At 54.2% G+C, this 17,602-nt stretch carries 15 protein-coding genes and 2 pseudogenes; 6 read left to right on the top strand and 11 right to left on the bottom strand.

Features of this window, described 5'->3' with window-relative positions; genetic code table 11:
• Positions 1 to 106 precede the first annotated feature (106 nt).
• The gene (locus AT6N2_RS14275; RefSeq protein ID WP_209089760.1) at positions 107 to 1,054 is read right to left on the bottom strand and encodes a retron St85 family RNA-directed DNA polymerase; all 948 of its coding nucleotides are present in this window, start codon (positions 1,052 to 1,054) and stop codon (positions 107 to 109) included.
• Positions 1,051 to 1,968, bottom strand: a complete 918-nt coding sequence (locus AT6N2_RS14270) for a retron St85 family effector protein (RefSeq protein WP_209089758.1) — start codon at positions 1,966 to 1,968, stop codon at positions 1,051 to 1,053. The genes AT6N2_RS14275 and AT6N2_RS14270 overlap by 4 nt, the downstream gene beginning before the upstream one ends.
• A 637-nt stretch (positions 1,969 to 2,605) precedes the next feature.
• On the opposite strand from AT6N2_RS14270, the gene AT6N2_RS14265 reads away from it, so the two are divergent.
• A complete protein-coding gene (locus AT6N2_RS14265; protein WP_209089756.1) occupies positions 2,606 to 3,304 on the top strand; it encodes a hypothetical protein in 699 nt (232 codons plus the stop codon).
• 419 nt (positions 3,305 to 3,723) lie between these two features.
• Here the strand turns inward: AT6N2_RS14265 and traA are convergent, their stop codons facing one another.
• Positions 3,724 to 7,473: a Ti-type conjugative transfer relaxase TraA gene (gene traA, locus AT6N2_RS14260; protein WP_209089753.1), complete on the bottom strand. Its 3,750-nt coding sequence runs from the start codon at positions 7,471 to 7,473 to the stop codon at positions 3,724 to 3,726.
• A gap of 387 nt (positions 7,474 to 7,860) precedes the next feature.
• Here traA and AT6N2_RS14255 point away from each other — a divergent pair, with 387 nt between their 5' ends.
• Entirely contained in the window at positions 7,861 to 8,787 is a 927-nt protein-coding gene (locus AT6N2_RS14255; RefSeq protein ID WP_209089751.1) for a nucleotidyltransferase and HEPN domain-containing protein, read from the top strand.
• A 117-nt stretch (positions 8,788 to 8,904) separates the two neighbouring features.
• Positions 8,905 to 9,354: pseudogene (locus AT6N2_RS14250) on the top strand (type IV secretory system conjugative DNA transfer family protein); the annotation flags it as partial.
• A gap of 346 nt (positions 9,355 to 9,700) precedes the next feature.
• Here the strand turns inward: AT6N2_RS14250 and AT6N2_RS14245 are convergent.
• The 5 genes from AT6N2_RS14245 to AT6N2_RS14225 all read right to left on the bottom strand — a co-directional run bounded on the left by AT6N2_RS14245 (position 9,701) and on the right by AT6N2_RS14225 (position 13,184).
• Entirely contained in the window at positions 9,701 to 10,774 is a 1,074-nt protein-coding gene (locus AT6N2_RS14245; protein ID WP_209089750.1) for a nucleotidyltransferase family protein, read from the bottom strand.
• Positions 10,775 to 10,863: 89 nt separating this feature from the next.
• Positions 10,864 to 11,385, bottom strand: a complete 522-nt coding sequence (locus AT6N2_RS14240) for a hypothetical protein (RefSeq protein WP_209089749.1) — start codon at positions 11,383 to 11,385, stop codon at positions 10,864 to 10,866.
• The gene (locus AT6N2_RS14235; protein ID WP_209089748.1) at positions 11,386 to 11,862 is read right to left on the bottom strand and encodes a toll/interleukin-1 receptor domain-containing protein; all 477 of its coding nucleotides are present in this window, start codon (positions 11,860 to 11,862) and stop codon (positions 11,386 to 11,388) included.
• Positions 11,859 to 12,806, bottom strand: coding sequence for a caspase family protein (locus AT6N2_RS14230; RefSeq protein WP_209089747.1), 948 nt, complete (start codon positions 12,804 to 12,806; stop codon positions 11,859 to 11,861). Before AT6N2_RS14230 ends, AT6N2_RS14235 begins: the two co-directional genes overlap by 4 nt.
• Positions 12,807 to 12,812: 6 nt before the next feature.
• A complete protein-coding gene (locus AT6N2_RS14225) occupies positions 12,813 to 13,184 on the bottom strand; it encodes a TIR domain-containing protein (RefSeq protein ID WP_209089746.1) in 372 nt (123 codons plus the stop codon).
• Between the two features lie 519 nt (positions 13,185 to 13,703).
• Here AT6N2_RS14225 and AT6N2_RS14220 point away from each other — a divergent pair.
• Together AT6N2_RS14220 and AT6N2_RS14215 are read left to right on the top strand one after the other, a co-directional pair.
• A complete protein-coding gene (locus tag AT6N2_RS14220; protein WP_209089745.1) occupies positions 13,704 to 13,913 on the top strand; it encodes a hypothetical protein in 210 nt (69 codons plus the stop codon).
• 5 nt (positions 13,914 to 13,918) lie between these two features.
• On the top strand, positions 13,919 to 14,494 hold the full coding sequence (locus AT6N2_RS14215; protein ID WP_209089743.1) for a Fic/DOC family protein: 576 nt from the start codon (positions 13,919 to 13,921) through the stop codon (positions 14,492 to 14,494).
• Positions 14,495 to 14,502: 8 nt separating this feature from the next.
• On the opposite strand, the gene AT6N2_RS14210 is transcribed toward AT6N2_RS14215, so the two are convergent.
• Positions 14,503 to 14,991, bottom strand: a complete 489-nt coding sequence (locus tag AT6N2_RS14210; protein WP_209089740.1) for a hypothetical protein — start codon at positions 14,989 to 14,991, stop codon at positions 14,503 to 14,505.
• Between the two features lie 155 nt (positions 14,992 to 15,146).
• The gene (locus tag AT6N2_RS14205; RefSeq protein ID WP_233282507.1) at positions 15,147 to 15,506 is read right to left on the bottom strand and encodes a DNA methyltransferase; all 360 of its coding nucleotides are present in this window, start codon (positions 15,504 to 15,506) and stop codon (positions 15,147 to 15,149) included.
• Between AT6N2_RS14205 and AT6N2_RS14200 the strand changes: the two are divergent.
• A pseudogene (locus AT6N2_RS14200) lies at positions 15,505 to 17,060 on the top strand (ISL3 family transposase). The gene AT6N2_RS14205 and the pseudogene AT6N2_RS14200 overlap by 2 nt on opposite strands.
• On the opposite strand, the gene AT6N2_RS14195 reads toward AT6N2_RS14200, so the two are convergent.
• Positions 16,950 to 17,276 carry a DUF6804 family protein gene (locus tag AT6N2_RS14195; RefSeq protein ID WP_209091991.1) on the bottom strand — a complete coding sequence of 109 codons (327 nt, stop codon included), beginning with the start codon at positions 17,274 to 17,276 and terminating at the stop codon, positions 16,950 to 16,952. The pseudogene AT6N2_RS14200 and the gene AT6N2_RS14195 overlap by 111 nt on opposite strands.
• Positions 17,277 to 17,602 lie beyond the last annotated feature (326 nt).

The following is a 17,602-nucleotide window of genomic DNA, read 5'->3' as shown; positions in this document are numbered from 1 at the left end:
GCTGCGGGGTGCCAAGGATTATCCCGGCAGCAGTCAAGCCAAGCCAATATTGCCCCCACGGCGAGGACCACCATGTCAGGTTGAAGCTTTATAGAATTTGTAACTACTAAGAGCCGTGCTGGCGGTAAGCTTTTTTTATGTCAGCTATAGCCTGCGCTCCATACTTGCTAGCGAGACGGGCAACAAAATCAGGCTCGATATCCTCGGCAAATGACAACTGACCTGCTAACCGGCAGGTGTCTGCATTGGACAGCAGCCCCAACATCCACCTATGAATGCCAGCTCTGAGGTTTCGCTTTCTAAGCTGTCCTAAAGAAACACTCCCATCGTTTGTTAATATTAATCCAGTCACCATACGCTTATACTTTTTAGTCGCAAGAACAGTTTTTTCATAGTTAATTTTAAGTCGCGGAGACGTTAGATCCTTTACTATGCGCTTTAACGCTTTCGGAACACCTATGAGAAAACCAGTTCTTTGCGCTGAAAAGGTTAAGTCATCTGCATATCTTGTATAAGTTACCTTCTGGGACGCACAATAAGCTTGAATCGCAGCGTCGAACTCAAACATAAGTATATTAGATACATGCGGCGATGATGGAGCCCCTATAGCTAACCGTAAAACGGATGAATGACGGTTTTTTCTTCTGAAGATTATTTTTGAGCTTAACGCTACATCCTCTTCATTGTTAAAAACATCATGTCGATGGCAATATTCCTCCCAGTCCTCAGCCCGAAGTGATGGAAAAAAATCTTGAAAGTCAAACTTCAGGATCGGACCATTGTGGGAGTGGGCCAGAGCATTCTGTCTCAGGCCGATGCCAGGACGATAAGCCATCGCAGCCGGGTGCACCGGCAGTCTAGCGAGAAAAATATCGTGCAGGGCTCGCTGCAGAACCTTTAGCTCGCGAGCTGGCTGCGCTATTTCTCGCCGACCCCCCCGGCGCTTGTCGATATGATAAACTTTATATCTATCCGGTGCATTGCTTATAATCGCGCGGAGGTCCCACTCACTTAGACCTGTAGCCTCGGACAGTGCTCTTAAAATCTCACTCATGCGACGCTGCCGTAAAATTGGGTAATAACGCTGTAGCGGAGTGGCTCATGGTCTTTCCAATGTTCGCGTATTGCGAAGCGACGCCGGCCCTTGTTTTGAAGGGATCTACCTGCTTTGGTTGTGATGACAGCGGCATCAGGAAGTGGGGTCGCAATGAAAAACTCGTCAAGACCCTTTTTACGTCGAACGATCCATTCAACAGACTCGGCGCATAGAAGATATCTCTTCAAGTCCGAAGTGGGAACATAGACCCCCACAGTCAAAAGCAATTCGTCTATTTCACTGAAAGTCAACGCGCCGTATTCTTGTATCAAGCCAACAATTAGTTTTATGATGTGCCCTGGCCGGTCAACGTTGAAAGTTGTAGGATCCCGCGTGGTGGCCAATCTCAATTTTAATGGCGCCTGCAGTTGGTCTTTCAGGACCCCGATTTTTATGCCCCCAGGCGCACTCACGTCACCGACGTCGGCATCATCAATTACGAAGATTGAAGTATTCCCGTGCTTGCGTTCCAGAGAGCGCAGCGGACCAAGCCGAATAAAAGAGGTTTCGCCTTTTCCCCGCCAGTGTCTATCTCGAACTACGACAAGGAGCCTCGAAGCGATCTCTTGGATTACGCAAAATGCTCCGAGCTCCGCCATGCTCCCTTCGCTCTCACAGAAAAGCAGAACGAGATCGGATATTTCCGCCAAATCGGTCTCAAACTGGAGGACATCCTCGTATGCATCAGCGAAGACATGAAGCTTTGTAATATCTTCCGCCTGGATTATCGCCTTTCCTTTGATCGCAGGATTATCGAGTATCTTGAGAAATCCATCGCGCAACGAAAGCGCAACTGGCTCGTTGATGTTTGAGTATGGCCCCCCGCAAAGGAACACCACCGCAGAAGGAGATTGGACATGGATTTTGTCCACATCCATCTCCTCTGCGAATAGCAACATAGCTTACCCTTAAAGCCCTGTAAGGTAGGGATTGATTATCGAGCGGAGCGTCCCGAAGGGCGATGTTCAATCGCTACCTTACAGGGCACCAAAATTCCGCAATATAATGAGGTCCAGCGAAGCGCTAGACCAAGTGCTAAACGACGCACTCAATACACGTAAGCCGAGCGACGATAGCCGGACGACGCGAAATGTCAATGTGGCTTGCATGCGATTAGCGCCATATCCTCGGGCGACGCGCTTAAATTTTTCCCAGCGTTCCCCTGAGCTTTCCGATAGTCACCATGTGACCTCCAACGTTTATTGTCGATCATGCGTAGAATGCCCTGAAGATGGGGCAAGGGCATATCCCGCGCTCAATGGTGACATCAATTTGTGCTGGTAAGGGCGATAATTACAAGAGGACAGTTGGGCCAGCATCGCTACACGCCCACTTGTCATCCTCTGAATGCGTGTGCTATCCGAAAAACTGGGTGATGGTGTAAGGGGAAGCACACTCTTCGGAGAGGATTTGTAGGATTCGAATTCCTACCACCAAAAGACATGAGCTTATGTTTTTTGGTGGTAGGAATTTTTGGCATACAACCCGAGCAAGCTTTACAAAGCCCACGTGGCCAACCTCAAAGAGCTTGATATAGCCATTGCAGTTGTGCGGCGGCAAGCACGATCCGCAATAGCCCGTAAAGACCCGGAGCATTCACTGAATTCACTCGTGCGATTGCTAGCCTTCCTCACAGGCGCATGGGCTGAAACACGACTTAATAAGCTACTCCATGAAGAATTCGGCTTTTCCGATGCTCAACGAGATAAAATACTTGAAGAAGACGCGCAAATCGAGCGATGGAAAAAGGCTGTCGATGTCGCTTTCCGAAAGAACATCGGAAAGCCCAGAGCGAAGCTAAATCGTTCTACACTAGGCGTTGCTGGATCAGCTCGACGGGATGTGATTCATGAAATAATTGAATCCGATCTACGGATTATCATTGAAATACGAAATAAGTTAGCACACGGCCAATGGCATTTTCCGCTCAGCAATGACGGCACGAAAATTGAGAGTAAAAAATACACTCTAATCAACAAAGAGAATTTAATGTCTCTTCAGTTCAAGCAAGATATGATCAAACACCTATCGAGTTTGATCCATGATTTGATTGTGAGCCCAGTTGCTTTTGAACGAGATTTCGAGAGTCATTATGTTAAACTGGAAAACGCGAAGCGGTCACTACTTAATGAAAGCTATTCCAGATATGAAGCCACTCTTCTGACAAGCCGGGAAAAGTTCAGATCAAAACTGACCACCAAGGCTTAAATGCAATCGTCACAACCACACCACTAGCCTTGTCTCAGAAAAATTTAGTGTAGACGTGCCTGAAGTGTGGCCCACGGCGTCTTAGATTGCACTATATGACATCGAGTTAATCAAAAAGATATGTGGGAAAGCCACTACGGTCCCAGAGTTTCATGGCGGAGAGGGTGGGATTCGAACCCACGATACCCTTGCAGGTATGCCGCATTTCGAGCGCTGTGCATACCACTTTGCACCTCTCAGCCGGAATGAACTACAAGGTTCGCGCGGGCACACCACCGATTATCGCAGACGGCATTAGGATTCTGAACTTGCGATAACAGCACTTTTCGCTCTCACTTCCGCGTCGATCACGAGCTAACGTTCCATCAAGCGATCCAAACTACAGGATTGTTGCAGGGATGAAAAGATTAGATCATTTGCTACCGACTCAATCCAAGCCCCTGTGACCGGTTAAGCTCCCGTCTCAGCGTATGGTCATGACTAAGCTCGGCATGGCGTGTCCGATCCACCATGCGGGCGATTGTCTGGATCTGCTCGGCGTGCTTTGTGAGCTCGGGACGTGTCTCCAGCTTTTCGGCGAACCTGCGAGGATCGGAACTACCAAACCGCCGCGTGAGCGCTTCGGCCACCAGCGTGGCCTCATCAAGCGCGGTCCGGCCCTCAGGCGATGATCGCAGCTCTTTGATGAACTTGCTTCGCCTCTCGACCGGCATTTTCTCCACCTGGCTGATGATTTCGGTGCTACGCGGCGTGAGTCCAGGCACTTCGATCACGTCACGCTTGTCGCGCTGCCACTGTTCGCTTTGACGTTCTTCGCCAAGCCGGCGCTCCCATGCTTCGGAGACATAGCCGATATGGGCAGAGAGAGACCTGGCATATTGCAACGCCTCCTTCCGCTCCTTGTTATATCCGAACAGACCTGACCTGCCACGTAGTTCCCCGAAGCGCTCTGGTTGCTCTGCCATGGCCTTCGCCATGATCTTGCCATTGCCTTCCTTCTCGGTCATCGCGGTGCGCAATCTTGCGGCGACCTGGGAAGGATCACGGAACACGTGCCGCACCAGAGATTCCACCGTATCGAATTGCTGTTCGATAACGGACATCGCCCTGAGCTGCGCCACCGCTTCGATGCTGCTTTCGTAACGGGTGATGGCTGGCACAAGCGGCGCTTGCTTACCGGGTTCCAGTGACGATTGCTGGCCGACAGGTTCTGTGGGGGCAGGGACGGCGCGGTCTTGCGACATGAGGTCGGACCACCGGATCCGGCGATATCCTTTATTGTCCTCTGCCTTGTGCTGATCTTCGCGGCGAACAGGGCCGGCCAGATCGCCGCCAGGTTCCTCGTCAACCTGCTGACGCTCTGATGGCCGACCCTGTTGCTCCCGTTGCAGATGGGCCGAACGGGACAAGACCTCTTGACGCTCATCCCGGGTGGAAGCAAGTTCAATCTCGCTCCTGAGCCCGAGCTGCTCCGCGATCGCTTGGTCGCCTGCGATCCATGGGTCGCTGGCGATCCCACGCCGCTCGGCAAAGTCGCTGATGTAATCCAGCGTGGTTTCCTTTGCGCCGGAACGCGACAGGCGGCTTGCCAGCTTCTGGTAGGCGAGTTCATCACCCTGGACAACACGCCACGTATTGCGCTCGGCCCGCTTGCCGTCCGGAAGCGTGACGGGCGTCGCGCCTTCATGCTGCAGTCCGATCCTGTCCCCGATCTCTGGTGATGCGTCTCGCATGGCCCGCTTGAGATCGACGCCCCACACCGTGCGCTGTTCGCCCTTGTCATTTTCCAGCGTCACGAAATAGTTCTCGCGTGATTGCGAATTGTGTTCATAGGGCGCAACGCCGTGATCAACCAGCCGGCCCGCCTTGGCGAACTCCTTGATGTCGGCATAGAGCTGCACGCTGTCGCGATGCCTTGTCATGGCAACATAGGCCAGATGCCGATCCATGGTGCTGGACGCCAGCACAAAGGCGCGATCGACCGTCGCCCCCTGATTTTTATGGATCGTCGTCGCATAACCGTGGTCGATCGCCTGATAGCTGTCGGTCAAAATGCTGACACTGTCGCCACCTCGACCATCGAGCCGGGCGATGATCTTATTCGGCTCGACATGCTCGACCGTGCCAAGCATGCCGTTTTTCACGCCGAGGTCGCGGTTGTTTTCGAGGAAGATGATCCGGTCGCCGGCGGCAAAAGCGCGTTTGCCGTTATTGGTCTGGAACGTGAGTTCTCCACCGTCCTCATTGTTCCCACGGTCGTCACCATCCCCACGGTCTCCACCCGCGCTCGGTCCGCGGTTGCGCTCCAGCCTTTTCCGGTTCTGAAGCTCGGAGCGGATGGCAACATTGAGGGCGCGCACATCGGCACGGCGATGCGCCATGGCAACCCGGGTGCCATCGGCACGCTTCTCACTATCGGCAAGATAATCACGCACGATCCGCGCCATCGCTTCGTCGCGGCTTTCCGCAAAATGGATGCCGCCGTGATCGCGATAGGCGGCAAGGCCCTCGGCCGTCTTGTGGGTCGCAAAGGCAACCGACGCCTGTCTCTGCCAATCCTGGTGCTGGCGGCGAATGCCTGAAAGTTCGACATGGCCGATCTGCTCGGCAATCGCCCTGAAGGGTGCACCGGCCCCGATTGCCTGCAATTGCTCATGGTCGCCAACAAGAACGATCTTTGCGCCGCGCTCTTCCGCTTCTCCGATAAAGCGGGCGAGTTGCCGGCTTCCGACCATGCCAGCCTCGTCGATGACGAATACGTCGCTGCTGCCGATCAGATCCCGGCCATGGTCCCAGCTGTATGACCATGACGCCAGCGTGCGGCTCTCTATGCCGGAACTTTCCTCAAGACCCTCGGCAGCCTTTCCGGCAAGTGCTGCCCCGTGGACCTGATAACCTTGAGCCTCCCACGCCTCGCGCGCGGCTGCGAGCATGGTGGACTTTCCAGCACCGGCAAACCCGACCACGGCAGCGATGCGTTCTCGCCCGGTAATATGCGCAATCGCCTGACGCTGTTCGTCCGACAATCCTGAAGAAGGATCGCTCGCGACTAAGATTCCGCCGGAGCTTTTGCGAAGAGCGTGATCCTGCCTTTCCATCGCACGTTCGACATGGCGAGGATCGACGCCATGGGAATGCGCCTGATGCAACCGCTCCGCCGATCGCGCCATGCCCAGTTCCAGGTCAATCATTTCCCGCGTCGAATAACGCGCATTGGAAACCTCGCCTGTCTCAGGATCGATGCGCTCAGCCTGCAGTTCCACCAGCGCTGGCGAGGCCATCACAGCCGCAAAGGCGTTCCGGAACATTTGCGCGTCATCGTTGATGTAGCGATGCAGGGTTTTGGCAATATCGTGCCGGTCGAACACGCTCTTCTCGTTGCTGATCAGCGTCAGAACCTGTTCCGGTTTTTGCCGGATCAGTTCGGCATTTTGCCGTGCTGCCTCGTCATCCAGCCTGCCGCGCTCGACCGTCAATCCTTGCTGGCGCATCTGCGAGGCATGCACGCCCATATGTTCGGTCGGCGACAATTCGAGACCGCGCTCCACATGCGATCGATGATCGATGCGGATATCCAGGCCTTCGCGCTGAAGCTGACGGTTGGCGATACCTTCCCATGCCTGCCTGATATCGCGAAGCTGTATATCGGTTGTCGCCATGCCATGTGCCAGCAGCCGTGCGTTCTTGTGCTCGAGATAAGTTTTCTCGCGAAGGCCGGTTCTGCCTACCTGTCGCGTCGTCATCAGCACATGCGCATGATAGTTCCTGATATCACCATTCTCACTGGGCGAATGGATGGCAAAATCCACGGCCGCGCCATAGCGGTTTGCCAGATCCCGGGCAAAGGCGCGTGCAGCCTTCAGTCGCCCTTCTGGCGACAGCTCATGCGGAAGCGCAATCTCGAATTCGCGGGCGACGCGGGCGTCTTTTCGCTTTTCTGCAAACTCGGCAGCGTTCCACAATGCCGAACGATCCAGAGCCCAATCGGCAGAAAGACCGTCCGGCAGCACGATCTCTTTATGCTCCACGCCCTCTTTGCGGGTGAAGTCATGGACGAGGCCATCGCGATGATTGGTGAGGAGAACCGCGCAACGATAGGCGGCGGATGCCACAGCACTGCGGCCGGATGAGCGCGAGACAGGTTTGGTGCTGAGATGATAAATCGCCAACCGAAATCTCCGATCCGCAAACGGGGAAACCGAACGCTGATTTCCGCTGCAAGTCGTAAGTGCGCCCTTGTCTGTTTACCGGTGGCGAGGCTAGCAACATCGAACGGGCATTTCGACTACTAAAAGTAGTAGTCGCCAAATGGCAATTGCTCGTGTTTGAATAGGGATACAAACGCATCAATCAGGGGAGGGCGATAGGCGCGGGCTGATCGCACGGCGGAGGAGGGATAGGCTCCAAAGGGAGCCGAACGAGTGGAAAGAGATATTGCAGGCGGGGCGCGACAAACAGTAGCGGGCGCAGGCATTCGATTGGCAGCTGCCAAAAATCGGAGTTTCAAAGAAGTTTACAATGGCCCATACAGGATACCGTCCAGAAACGGAGCAGACATGAAGACCAGCCTTGAACATTTGCCGGAACGAAAGCAACGCGAGCTCGCGCGCGTCGTCGGAATTATTCAGGAAGAGTTTGCTGATCTGGTGGAGCGCTCCAAGTCTGACGCCAAGAAGGATGGCCGTATTTTCAAAATCATTCTGTTCGGTTCTTACGCGCGTGGCACCTGGGTGGATGAGCCGCATACGTCGAAAGGCTATCGCTCGGATTTCGACATCCTCGTCATCGTCAGCAACAAGGAACTGGCCGATCCCAAATACTGGGACAAGGCGACAGACCGGCTGATGTGGGACAAGGAGATCGAGACGCCCGTGGGGCTTATCGTGCATGGCGCTCGCGAAATCAGCAATTTTTTGCAGGAAGGGCAATATTTCTTCAACGATATCCGGCGTGATGGCATTGCGCTGTACGAGCTGGATGACAGAGAGCTCGCCGAGCCCAAAAGCCTTACGGTGCAGCAGGCATATGAGGTTGCCAAAAAGCATTTTTCGGCTCGCTCTCGCACTGCTGAATTCTTCGTCAAGCACGTCCTGTACGGGCTGAGAGATGGTGATTGGAAAGAGACAGCTTTCATGCTGCATCAATCCATAGAACAGGCCTATTCCACGCTGCTTTTGACTCTCACCAACTACAGTCCTGCGAGCCATAATCTGAAGTTTTTGCGTGGGTTGGCTGAAGGGCAGGATATCCGCCTTGCCGAGGCCTGGCCGCGGGATAATCATCGGTTTCAGTCGTGGTTCAATACGCTGAACGAAGCCTATGTGAAGGCTCGCTACTCCGATCATTACGAAATCACCGAGGAGGCTCTGACCTGGCTGACCGCCAGAACGTCCATCCTCTACGATCTCGTCAACACGGTCTGCCGTGAGCACATCGAAAAGCTGGAACAGGTCGCTGGACAAGCCGCAAATTCCAGCGACTGAGCTTCACCGGTGGCGCAACAATCCTGAGCTCAGGTGACAGCCACCGCAGCGTCATGAACCACAGGGTCCAACCTACTCTCACAATCGCTATGTCGATCTCCTCATAGAAACTGGTCTTTCTTCCAGGAGCAAAGCCGTGGGCATCTGGCGCCAGTCGAACGCGCGATGGGTCTGATGGCGGGTTATGGTGTTCAGCTTTGGCCCATCCTCCAGGACATCCATCAGCTGCGCGCCACATACGGTCACCGCGCCGGAACTTTCCTGTCAAACGCTGGCGTGCTGCAGGTCTTCGGCGTCAACGATCATGACAGCGCCCGCCTCATCTCTGATTTGCTCGGGCAGGAAACAGTCGTGTTCCAGACGATGGCGAGAGCCCTCGATTCCGACAAGACCAGGATCTCCTATAGCCGACGGCATACCGGCCGGCCGCTACTCACCCCTGATGAGGTGCACAACCTGCCCGCAAATGGACAACTTCTATTCCTGGCCGGGCAGCGGCCAATTTTTGCCGAGAAGCTTGCCTACTTTAGCGATCCCGAATTCAAGGAAATGTTCGATCCTGTCTGACGGAAGCGTGACAAACAGGCAGTCTGGCATTCGCATCGCAATCTTGTATCAGAGGTCCTTGGATCTGCTCGGCGTGGACTTCCAATTGTTATGACTGATAATTCCAATAGCCAAGGAATTGGAAACGGGTCGGTATGAACGTCTACAGCAATCGACGCGGTGATCCAGCCTGTCCTGACGGAAACGCGCTCCCCCATAGCGCCGAAGTGAGCGGCAGGACAGGCGTGCGTCTTGCTGCAAAGGCATGAAAACGGAGGCGTGCTGCATGTCTTCAGCGACAACGAGGGCTGCCGCCGCATCTTTGGCGAGGTCCGGGTCGCATGTGTTTTCTTCTGCTTCCATGGCCCTACGCCTTGCCCAGTCGGTCTACCGTGACACCAAGGGCACTTGCCAACGCGAGCTTGCCGTTGTCTGGCATTAATACGAGGCCCGACAGGATCGCTTCCTGCCACGCCTCTCCGCGCGCCCACGCTTCGCGGTAGGCATCGGCAAGCAAATAGCTCTGTCGCGTCTCCACGAGCGCCTCGGACAGCAGCGAGGCCTGTACGAGGTCCTTATCCCTCTTGGCTCGCCCGAGTGCATCCGTGCGCCTCCTGGATGCAACGATCAGCTTGTGGACGGCATACCGCTCGGGAGCGGGAATATTCACGCTTACGCCTTCCCGGTGCAGCAGTACCGTTCTTACGGGTTCGTAGATCAGGAAGTCCAGGAACCGCAGGTTTTCAGCAGACGCGCCTCCAAGGGCAGGCATCGGGGACGGCTTGCCCGTATAGTCATCCGATCCACGGTTGGTCGTCAGGAATTCGACGCGGTAGTTTACCGAATTCGAAAAGGCCACCACCTTTGCGTTATCGGCCTGGTGCGGGACCGCCCTGAACGTGCTGTCTATCGATCTCAGGAGATCGAGGATTGGAGGCAGGCTGTCCTCGACTTCCGCCGAGATCGCGAAGTCCTGCGCGAAGTCCGCATCGCCTGTTTGCATAGCGGTACCAGGCAGACGAACGCCAAGGAGGCCTGAGTAACAGCTGAAAGCCACAGAACCGACGAGGAGTGCCCTCAGACGGAATAGGCCTGCGTCAGCGAGTACTTTGGTCACTTCACCCGCGAAGCGATCCGGTGCGGACATGCCACCGCTTCGCAGCAGCATGCCGACGAGCTTGCGCCGCTCCCGGATGTCGTCTTTGACTTGCCTGTGGGCTTTCACCCGGGCAGTGATGTCTGCGTCATCCTGCGGGCCGACATAGCGTCTCTTGTCCTTACCCTCGGGAGTTGGGAGATCAAAATACCAGTAAATGCGGCCCTTGACCGGAACGGCAACAAACCGGCCTTCGAGGGGAAAGTCTGCCTGAAACTGAGCATCGAACGTCCGCTGTGCCAGTTCAGCGAACGCCGTTCTGTAAACGAGGTCAATCTGTTTCATCGCCCGATCCCGTTATAATGAATTTGCAAAAACATTATAACTATGCTGTCAGATGTCAATGGAGCGATGCAAGACCACTTCGTTTTCATTCAAAAAGTGGACACTGGTTCGCTTCGACACCATTGCTTAGGACCAAAGCTGTCACGGCGTTCACGGAGAATTGGATTCAGCCATACAAAGCTTCTGCCGAACTCGGCTGCGACATTGACGATGTCTGCGGTTCCACCTTTTCCAAACGAAGGTTTCCCATCCCAAATAAACACCATCAACTCACTGAGTTCGCAGACCTTCTTTCCGGCCTCAAAAAATAACCTTTCATCATCGCCTTGTTTGTTGATGAAAATCTGATTGGAAGCCTTTTTAAGCAGTTCCCTGTAGTCCTGCAAATTCAACGCTGAAAAGCATCGATCGTAGTCGGAGAAAGGAATAACTGCCTCTACCGGAATACCTAAGGCGATTGCCTCTGCCGCGAAAATTTGATCGGAGCCAACCGCCAACGATGAGAACGCTGTCGATACCTTGTTCTCAATGAGAATCTGTCGAATGGAAATTCGTACCCAATCCCAGTCGATGCAGTCGCGTTTCTGATGACCGCTGACCCCGATCTTCATTTACTGGCCTAGGTTCTTGCGAAGGGTGGCATAAAAGTCTTGGTTGGATGCCATCCGTGCCGTGCTTTCGTTGAGTGTCGCGCGCTTTTGCCCGAAGGAGCTTACGCCGGTCTTTGACGCATGAGCGTAATGATCAACGTCGGTGAGGCTGCGTAAATAGGGCCATTTTTTGAGAAATTCAGGTGGTGAAGTGTTTCCACCGGAATACGTAGCAAGGGGGTAGTCTTTCTCAGTCGCGACACCGATTTCCCAAGGTACCCACCAAGACAATTGAGTTCGTTCCGAAACGACCGCAAGTAGCTGCGTACATTTCCCTAACTCGGTTTGAATATGCTTTGCTAAATCTTCGCCCTTTCGAACGTTGGGGTCAATAACATCCAGATAGCTCTCGATGCCGTGGTAAACTTTCAGGCGCTGGGAGATTTGGACGGCCAAAGAAGAGTCGGCCGACTGATGGGATAGAAAAACTTTGATCAAATGAGACCTCGGTGTACGAGTTGACGATAGTGCTCACCAAGCGCGGTTAGTCGTACGGAACGACTCTCCATTGCGGCGTGATACATGTGTGGTGCTCCAACCGGAACGAGGAGATTGACCCGGTTGAATTTTTGCAAGATCGAGAAGACCGCAGTCTTGTCCGTGTCAGGTGTCTCGCTTTCAGGTTCGTAATCCGGGCTGAGCGGAAATTCGTATCCTGCCGACGGGAAAAACTCACTAATTCGTCGTAAATCGCTTAGCTCCAGCGGAGGTTTTACCGATCGCAGCGAGACAAACGTTTTCACATTGGTTTTGAAGACCGGTCGTTGCGCCCAAGGCCCCAACGACTGGTCCACATGGGCATACACGCCACCGGGCGTGACTTCTCCAACAAGATTCGCCGCTGCACCTCCCAAGGCGTCAACCAGCAGACTCGTAAAAACACCAGAGCCGTTCTCTTCCGACGCATACTGGTCTGCGGTTGACGCCGTTAGGATAGTCATTCCGTCTGACAGTTCTGAGAGAGTAGTCTGCCCGGGGTCCTGAGCGATGCCTCCTCCGTGGCAACTGTCCAAGATAATGATCTTGTTTCGGACTTTGGATTTATTGGCGAACGTCATAATGTCCGATAGTGCGACACCGTCGTCGCCGGTCTTCGTGTCAGTAGCGCATAAATAGCCACCGGTTGACTCGATGTAGCCGTGGCCAGCGAAATAGAGAAGGGCGACTTGATCATCCCCCTCAAAAAGCTCTCGGAAGGCGTCACGAAGCGCCGAGCGATTGACCTGATCGCTGGCGCTGGTCAACAGTTTGACGCCGAAATTAACCGACCCATCGGCGTTTCGGTCAAGCATAGCCTTGATGGCATGGGCATCGTTGACGCATCCGTGCAATCCAGAAATGTGATCGTAAGCATCAATTCCAACAACAAGTGCCTTGCGCATAAAACCTCACAGCCTGTCGATGAAATTTTTGATGTTGTCCCACGTCCATGTCACTGTATTGACCGTGGTTAGCGCGGTTCGGTCATCGCTGTATGCCCATATCGCCAGAATAGGTTTTCCTTCTTCTTTGGCGCACTGTATTTCCCATTTTTGTCCGGACGATTGAAGGGAGTTTTTGCTGACAAGCGCAATCAGACCGTGAGAACGCCGGATGCGTGTCCTCACCTTTTCCTTCCAGTCGGTCTCGTAAGCTTCTTTCACTGACATATCTATGTATTCAAATGGTGATCTTGTAGAGAGGGATTGCCCTTTCAAGAAGTCACGGCATCGCTCATCCTCTATGGCGAACGCTACGAAAATAACCTTTCTGTCTGCCAAGATATTCTCCAATTTTATATTTGTATAATAAATGTGATAGACTTTATGGGCAACAAATCTCGAAGATAGTGAAAATAAATTTCTCGTGTTTTCGAGATGACCCGTTGAAACGCCCATTGGGTCGGAAAGGCCGCAGTAGCCTGCGGCCTTTCCTAGACTTATTTTTTCTCGTAGTGATGATTGTTTAGCGAAGGCGGAAAACGCTCCCCCTTGTCCACCCTCTTGTCATAAGATGTTCCCGCATAGCTATTGTCCGTATCACGATACTGACCGTAGTTACCCGTTTCAGGGCAAATTTGCCCCGACCAATGCTTACTCGCCATTCGCGCCTCCTCGTTTCGCCCATGATTGGGTTACGCCAATTTAGAAACCGCTATTGCAACTTTCAATTGGATTTGACGAAAATACACGGGTAATTTGTTATACTTTGGTCGTATTTCGATTGCGCTCGTGACGAGGGTTTGGGAGACGTGATATAAGGGTGCAGATGAGGTCCGTTGGCAGTAAATTAGGTAACGCATGGCTAAAGATATAAAGATCGTCCGTAACGCATCCTCGGGGAAGATTTTGACCCAACCTATTGGTGTCAAAAAAGCGACGAAATTTGCTGAAGTCGAAGGCATGAAAAAGAGCCTTGCTTCGAGCGCACTATCTCAACGCGCAGCCTCCAGCGGATTGAAGGGCGACGCGTACCGCAAGGAAATCGTGAAGGCCTTTAAAAAGGCCTGACGGCGATGCGATATAATGCCGTAGATGATCCCCTGTGCTATCCCGACACCCACGTCTTGCGTAACGAAGCGGATATTGCAGACCAAGCCGAACTTGATGAGTTCGAGCAACTTATGTTCGACTCCCGGGCTGAGGAAGAGCTTCCCGGGGGAAACCTCGATTTTATGCACTTTTGTGCCCTCCACCACCATTTTTTCCAAGATGTCTACGAGTGGGCGGGACAGCCTCGTACGGTCCGCACGGGCAAGGGTGATAACTGGTTCTGTTACCCGGAATATATCGGCTCGGAAGCGACCAAGTTGTTTACGGAGTTGGCCAATCGCAACTTCTTCGCCGACGCGAAAGACGAGGCCGAATTTGCGCAGGACGCGGCGTGGTTTCTATCGGAGTTAAATGCCATCCACACGTTCTGCGAAGGGAATGGCCGGATTCAGTTGGTGTTTTTGACGCTGCTCACCCGTCATGCTGGCTTCAAGTTTGACGAAGACCAGTTGCGTCCGGAAGAATTCTTAAAGGCCATGATCGTCAGTTTTGACGGTGAGTTAGGTGCGCTTGCTGACGAGATAAAACGAGTTATTTAGGAACGTCATCAGAGATAGGTCTTTCGCCAGAACTCCTTCTTGACGGTGTTCCAGTTGTGCTTGAGAACTTTGCGTTGCTGGCGGATGTAGTCCATGTCAACGGTTACTCCCGCACGTGCGAGGCGGGCTCCCAGATCTGCTTCCATCTCCAGTTCATCCAGAGATGACCCGCTTCGGCCATCCGGATTGATCATCAAAAGCATTTGCATGGCAAGCGTGCGGGCTTCGGCTTGAAGCCTTCTGCGCCGGATGGAGCGTGGTAGTTTGCCGGGTTGCATGAGGCGTGTCGTTTCAAACAGAATACTGTCCATTCTCACGGCAAGATCACGATAAGTGTCTGCCCATCCCAAGCGGGCTTCGGCAATTTTTTGGCGCCCGGCTCGTTGGAGTTGGAACCAAGCAAAGATACTTGCACCAACAGCTGTAAGCGCTACGAGAATAATGCCCACGAGCCCGAAGAGGCCATCATAGTTTTTTGACGCTGATATCAGATCCATGCCTCACCTTTTTTTTGATGGATGACAACCATAAGCGGCAAATATTGATTTATGGTTGAAGTGAGGGTGGCCATCGTTACCGCAAAAAGCGATTTCGGGCACTATTGGCGTACCGGTAGTCGAGTTCAATGCCGACATAGCGCCGTCCGCAGGATTCAGCCGCGACAAGCGAAGAAGCCCGAACCACAGAACGGGTCCAGCACCAGCCCGCCCTCCGGGCAGTACGTGCGGATCAAAGGCTCAAGCACCTCGACCGGCTTCTGGGTCGGGTGCAAGATGTTGCCAGTATAGACCCAGCCGGACAGGTCGGATAGCGGCGCGTTCGGCAACTGCGGGCGGCCTTTGGCCAGCGCGTAGGCGCATTCGTAACGGGCCTCGAACAGGCCCTTGCGGGACGGGTAGTCCTTGCAGAACACTATGTGCCTGTCAATCGGCATGGAATATTGGCTCTGACTCACTTTTGATGAATTCTGAGCGTCGGCTGGCGTTGGTTTTCCAGAAGGAATTAGCGCCATGGTTCATTCGTTTCGCCCCTCCGCACTCGTGCCTCGAGGCTTTGTCATCGATGAGACAGCATCTGCTGGCGACGCGATAATACTCACTGTCCGCTCGTCGGATATGTCTAGCCGTTGTCCGAGCTGCGGAACAAGATCAGAGCGGATACACAGTCGTTTTCATCGACGCCTGACGGATCTTCCCGTCGCGGAAAAGTCTATGCGATTGGTTATTGCCGCGCGCCGATTCTACTGTGACGGAGTGCTGTGTGGCCGAAGGATATTCACCGAGCGTTTCGAGGCAGATGTCCTGGCGCCGTGGGCACGGCGTACTGCGCGGCTTGATCATATCGTCCATCATCTTGGGCTTGCTTTGGGTGGCCGTCCGGCGGCCGCTTTCGCCTGCAGACTGATGGTGCCGGTCGGCAACGACACCTTGTTGCGCGTCGTCCGACGGCGCGGCACGCCGCATTTTGTCCGCCGACGGTGATCGGCATCGACGACTGGGCATGGCGGCGCAACCAGCGCTACGGGACAATCATCTGCGATCTTGAACGACGTAAAACCATTGCACTTTTGCCCGACCGAGAGCCGGCAACCGCTCAGGCCTGGCTTTCGGGTCAGCAACAAATCAGTATTGTCGCCCGCGACCGCGGCGGCGCCTACTCCCTTGCGGCAGCCAAAGCGCTGCCTGAGGCAACACAAGTGGCCGATCGATGGCACTTGATGGAGAACGCCAGTCGGGCATTCCTCGACGCCGTCCGCAAATCCATGGGACAGATCAGAACAGCGATCGGGTCCACGACGATCAATCCGGACCTGCTGACGGCCGCTGAGCGGATCCAGTATCAGGGATATCTTCATCGAGAAGACACGAACGCAGCTATTATGCACTTGGCCAAGTCCGGAGTTGCAATCAAAGAAATCGTTCGTCGCACCGGGCACAGTCGCGGCCTCGTCAGGCGGGTGCTGCGTGGGCAAAGATCCGACGTGTTCCGCGTGCGGGAGAACTCGCTTGAAGTTTATCTGCCCTGGCTCGATACTCAATGGAGTGCCGGTCACCGCAATGGCACCCAGTTGTAGCGAGAGTTAACGCGCCAGGGATTCCGGGGCTGCCTTCGTGTTGTAACCGAGTGGGCGACGCGTCAGAGAAAGGCCGACAAGATGGATTGTGATGCCTTGAGCCGTACGCCGTCGGCACGGACTGTCGCACGCCTCATGACCATCGGGCGCGACGATCTTTCCAAGTCTCAGACCGTAACGATTGCCGCAATTGAAGGACGAGTGCCACAACTCGTCGAAGCACGGGAAGTGGTCGCCGCCTTCCAAGCTATGATCCGCAAGAAATCTCTTGCTGATCTCGAACCGTGGTTGGAACGCGCTCGATCAAGCATAGTAGCAGCCCTCGCCAATGGTGTCGCCAAAGATCGGGCGGCTGTCAGTGCCGCGATCAGTTCGCCCTGGTCAAATGGACAGACAGGGGGGCAGCTTACCAAGCTCAAGCTCGTAAAACGCCAGATGTACGGTCGAGGAAAAATCGACCTCCTTCAGGCCCGCGTCGTTGGCGCCGGATAGGCCTCTGACCACCAAAATTGCGTCAGAGCCAATATTCAACGCCGATTGACACCCCGTGAACGCGCCGTGCTTCTCGTGCTCGATGTAAGCGAAGAACGCCGCAAATGTCGTGATGCCGAGGCGCAGCAGCGTGTAGTAGCCGTATGGCAACGGCAATACAGCAATCACCAATGCTACTGCTGGAACGAGGATGGTTTGGCGTGGAAACGTTGTCATGTAAGCCCCCAAACATGTCTTTGAATAATCGCATATTAGACAAATAAAAGTTTAGAAATCGAGATATACTACCTTGTGTGGAATTCGCGAAGGTGGTTCTTGTATATTCCCGGCGGGTATTACCAGCCCATTCAGGGACACGGCAGACGCGGTGGACTACGGTATGGGCCGGGAAGCACGACGCTCGGCCTTTCCGGTATCGCTCACCATGCTGCTGCGCTCCGGGCCCTTGGGCGCTGCGAAGCTGCTGCCCTGGCTTGCCAATGTTGGCCTGCCTTGGTGCATAGCTGTCGACATCATTCTGTCTCCCGACAGACTTCCTTCGT

The sequence above is a fragment of the Agrobacterium tumefaciens genome, from assembly GCF_017726655.1.
Taxonomy (GTDB): Bacteria; Pseudomonadota; Alphaproteobacteria; order Rhizobiales; family Rhizobiaceae; genus Agrobacterium; species Agrobacterium tumefaciens_B.
The sequence above is the reverse complement of the archived record's forward strand: the minus strand, read 5'-3'. Positions and strand labels throughout refer to the sequence as shown.

What these genes read in the sequence shown, in the direction of transcription:
- AT6N2_RS14240 (WP_209089749.1), bottom strand. Translation starts at nt 11,385, where the DNA reads ATGAAGATCGGGGTCAGCGGTCATCAGAAACGCGACTGCATCGACTGG.
- AT6N2_RS14195 (WP_209091991.1), bottom strand. Translation starts at nt 17,276, where the DNA reads ATGACAACGTTTCCACGCCAAACCATCCTCGTTCCAGCAGTAGCATTG.
- AT6N2_RS14275 (WP_209089760.1), bottom strand. Translation starts at nt 1,054, where the DNA reads ATGAGTGAGATTTTAAGAGCACTGTCCGAGGCTACAGGTCTAAGTGAG.
- AT6N2_RS14220 (WP_209089745.1), top strand. Translation starts at nt 13,704, where the DNA reads ATGGCTAAAGATATAAAGATCGTCCGTAACGCATCCTCGGGGAAGATT.
- AT6N2_RS14215 (WP_209089743.1), top strand. Translation starts at nt 13,919, where the DNA reads ATGCGATATAATGCCGTAGATGATCCCCTGTGCTATCCCGACACCCAC.
- AT6N2_RS14210 (WP_209089740.1), bottom strand. Translation starts at nt 14,991, where the DNA reads ATGGATCTGATATCAGCGTCAAAAAACTATGATGGCCTCTTCGGGCTC.
- AT6N2_RS14255 (WP_209089751.1), top strand. Translation starts at nt 7,861, where the DNA reads ATGAAGACCAGCCTTGAACATTTGCCGGAACGAAAGCAACGCGAGCTC.
- AT6N2_RS14245 (WP_209089750.1), bottom strand. Translation starts at nt 10,774, where the DNA reads ATGAAACAGATTGACCTCGTTTACAGAACGGCGTTCGCTGAACTGGCA.
- AT6N2_RS14205 (WP_233282507.1), bottom strand. Translation starts at nt 15,506, where the DNA reads ATGGCGCTAATTCCTTCTGGAAAACCAACGCCAGCCGACGCTCAGAAT.
- AT6N2_RS14230 (WP_209089747.1), bottom strand. Translation starts at nt 12,806, where the DNA reads ATGCGCAAGGCACTTGTTGTTGGAATTGATGCTTACGATCACATTTCT.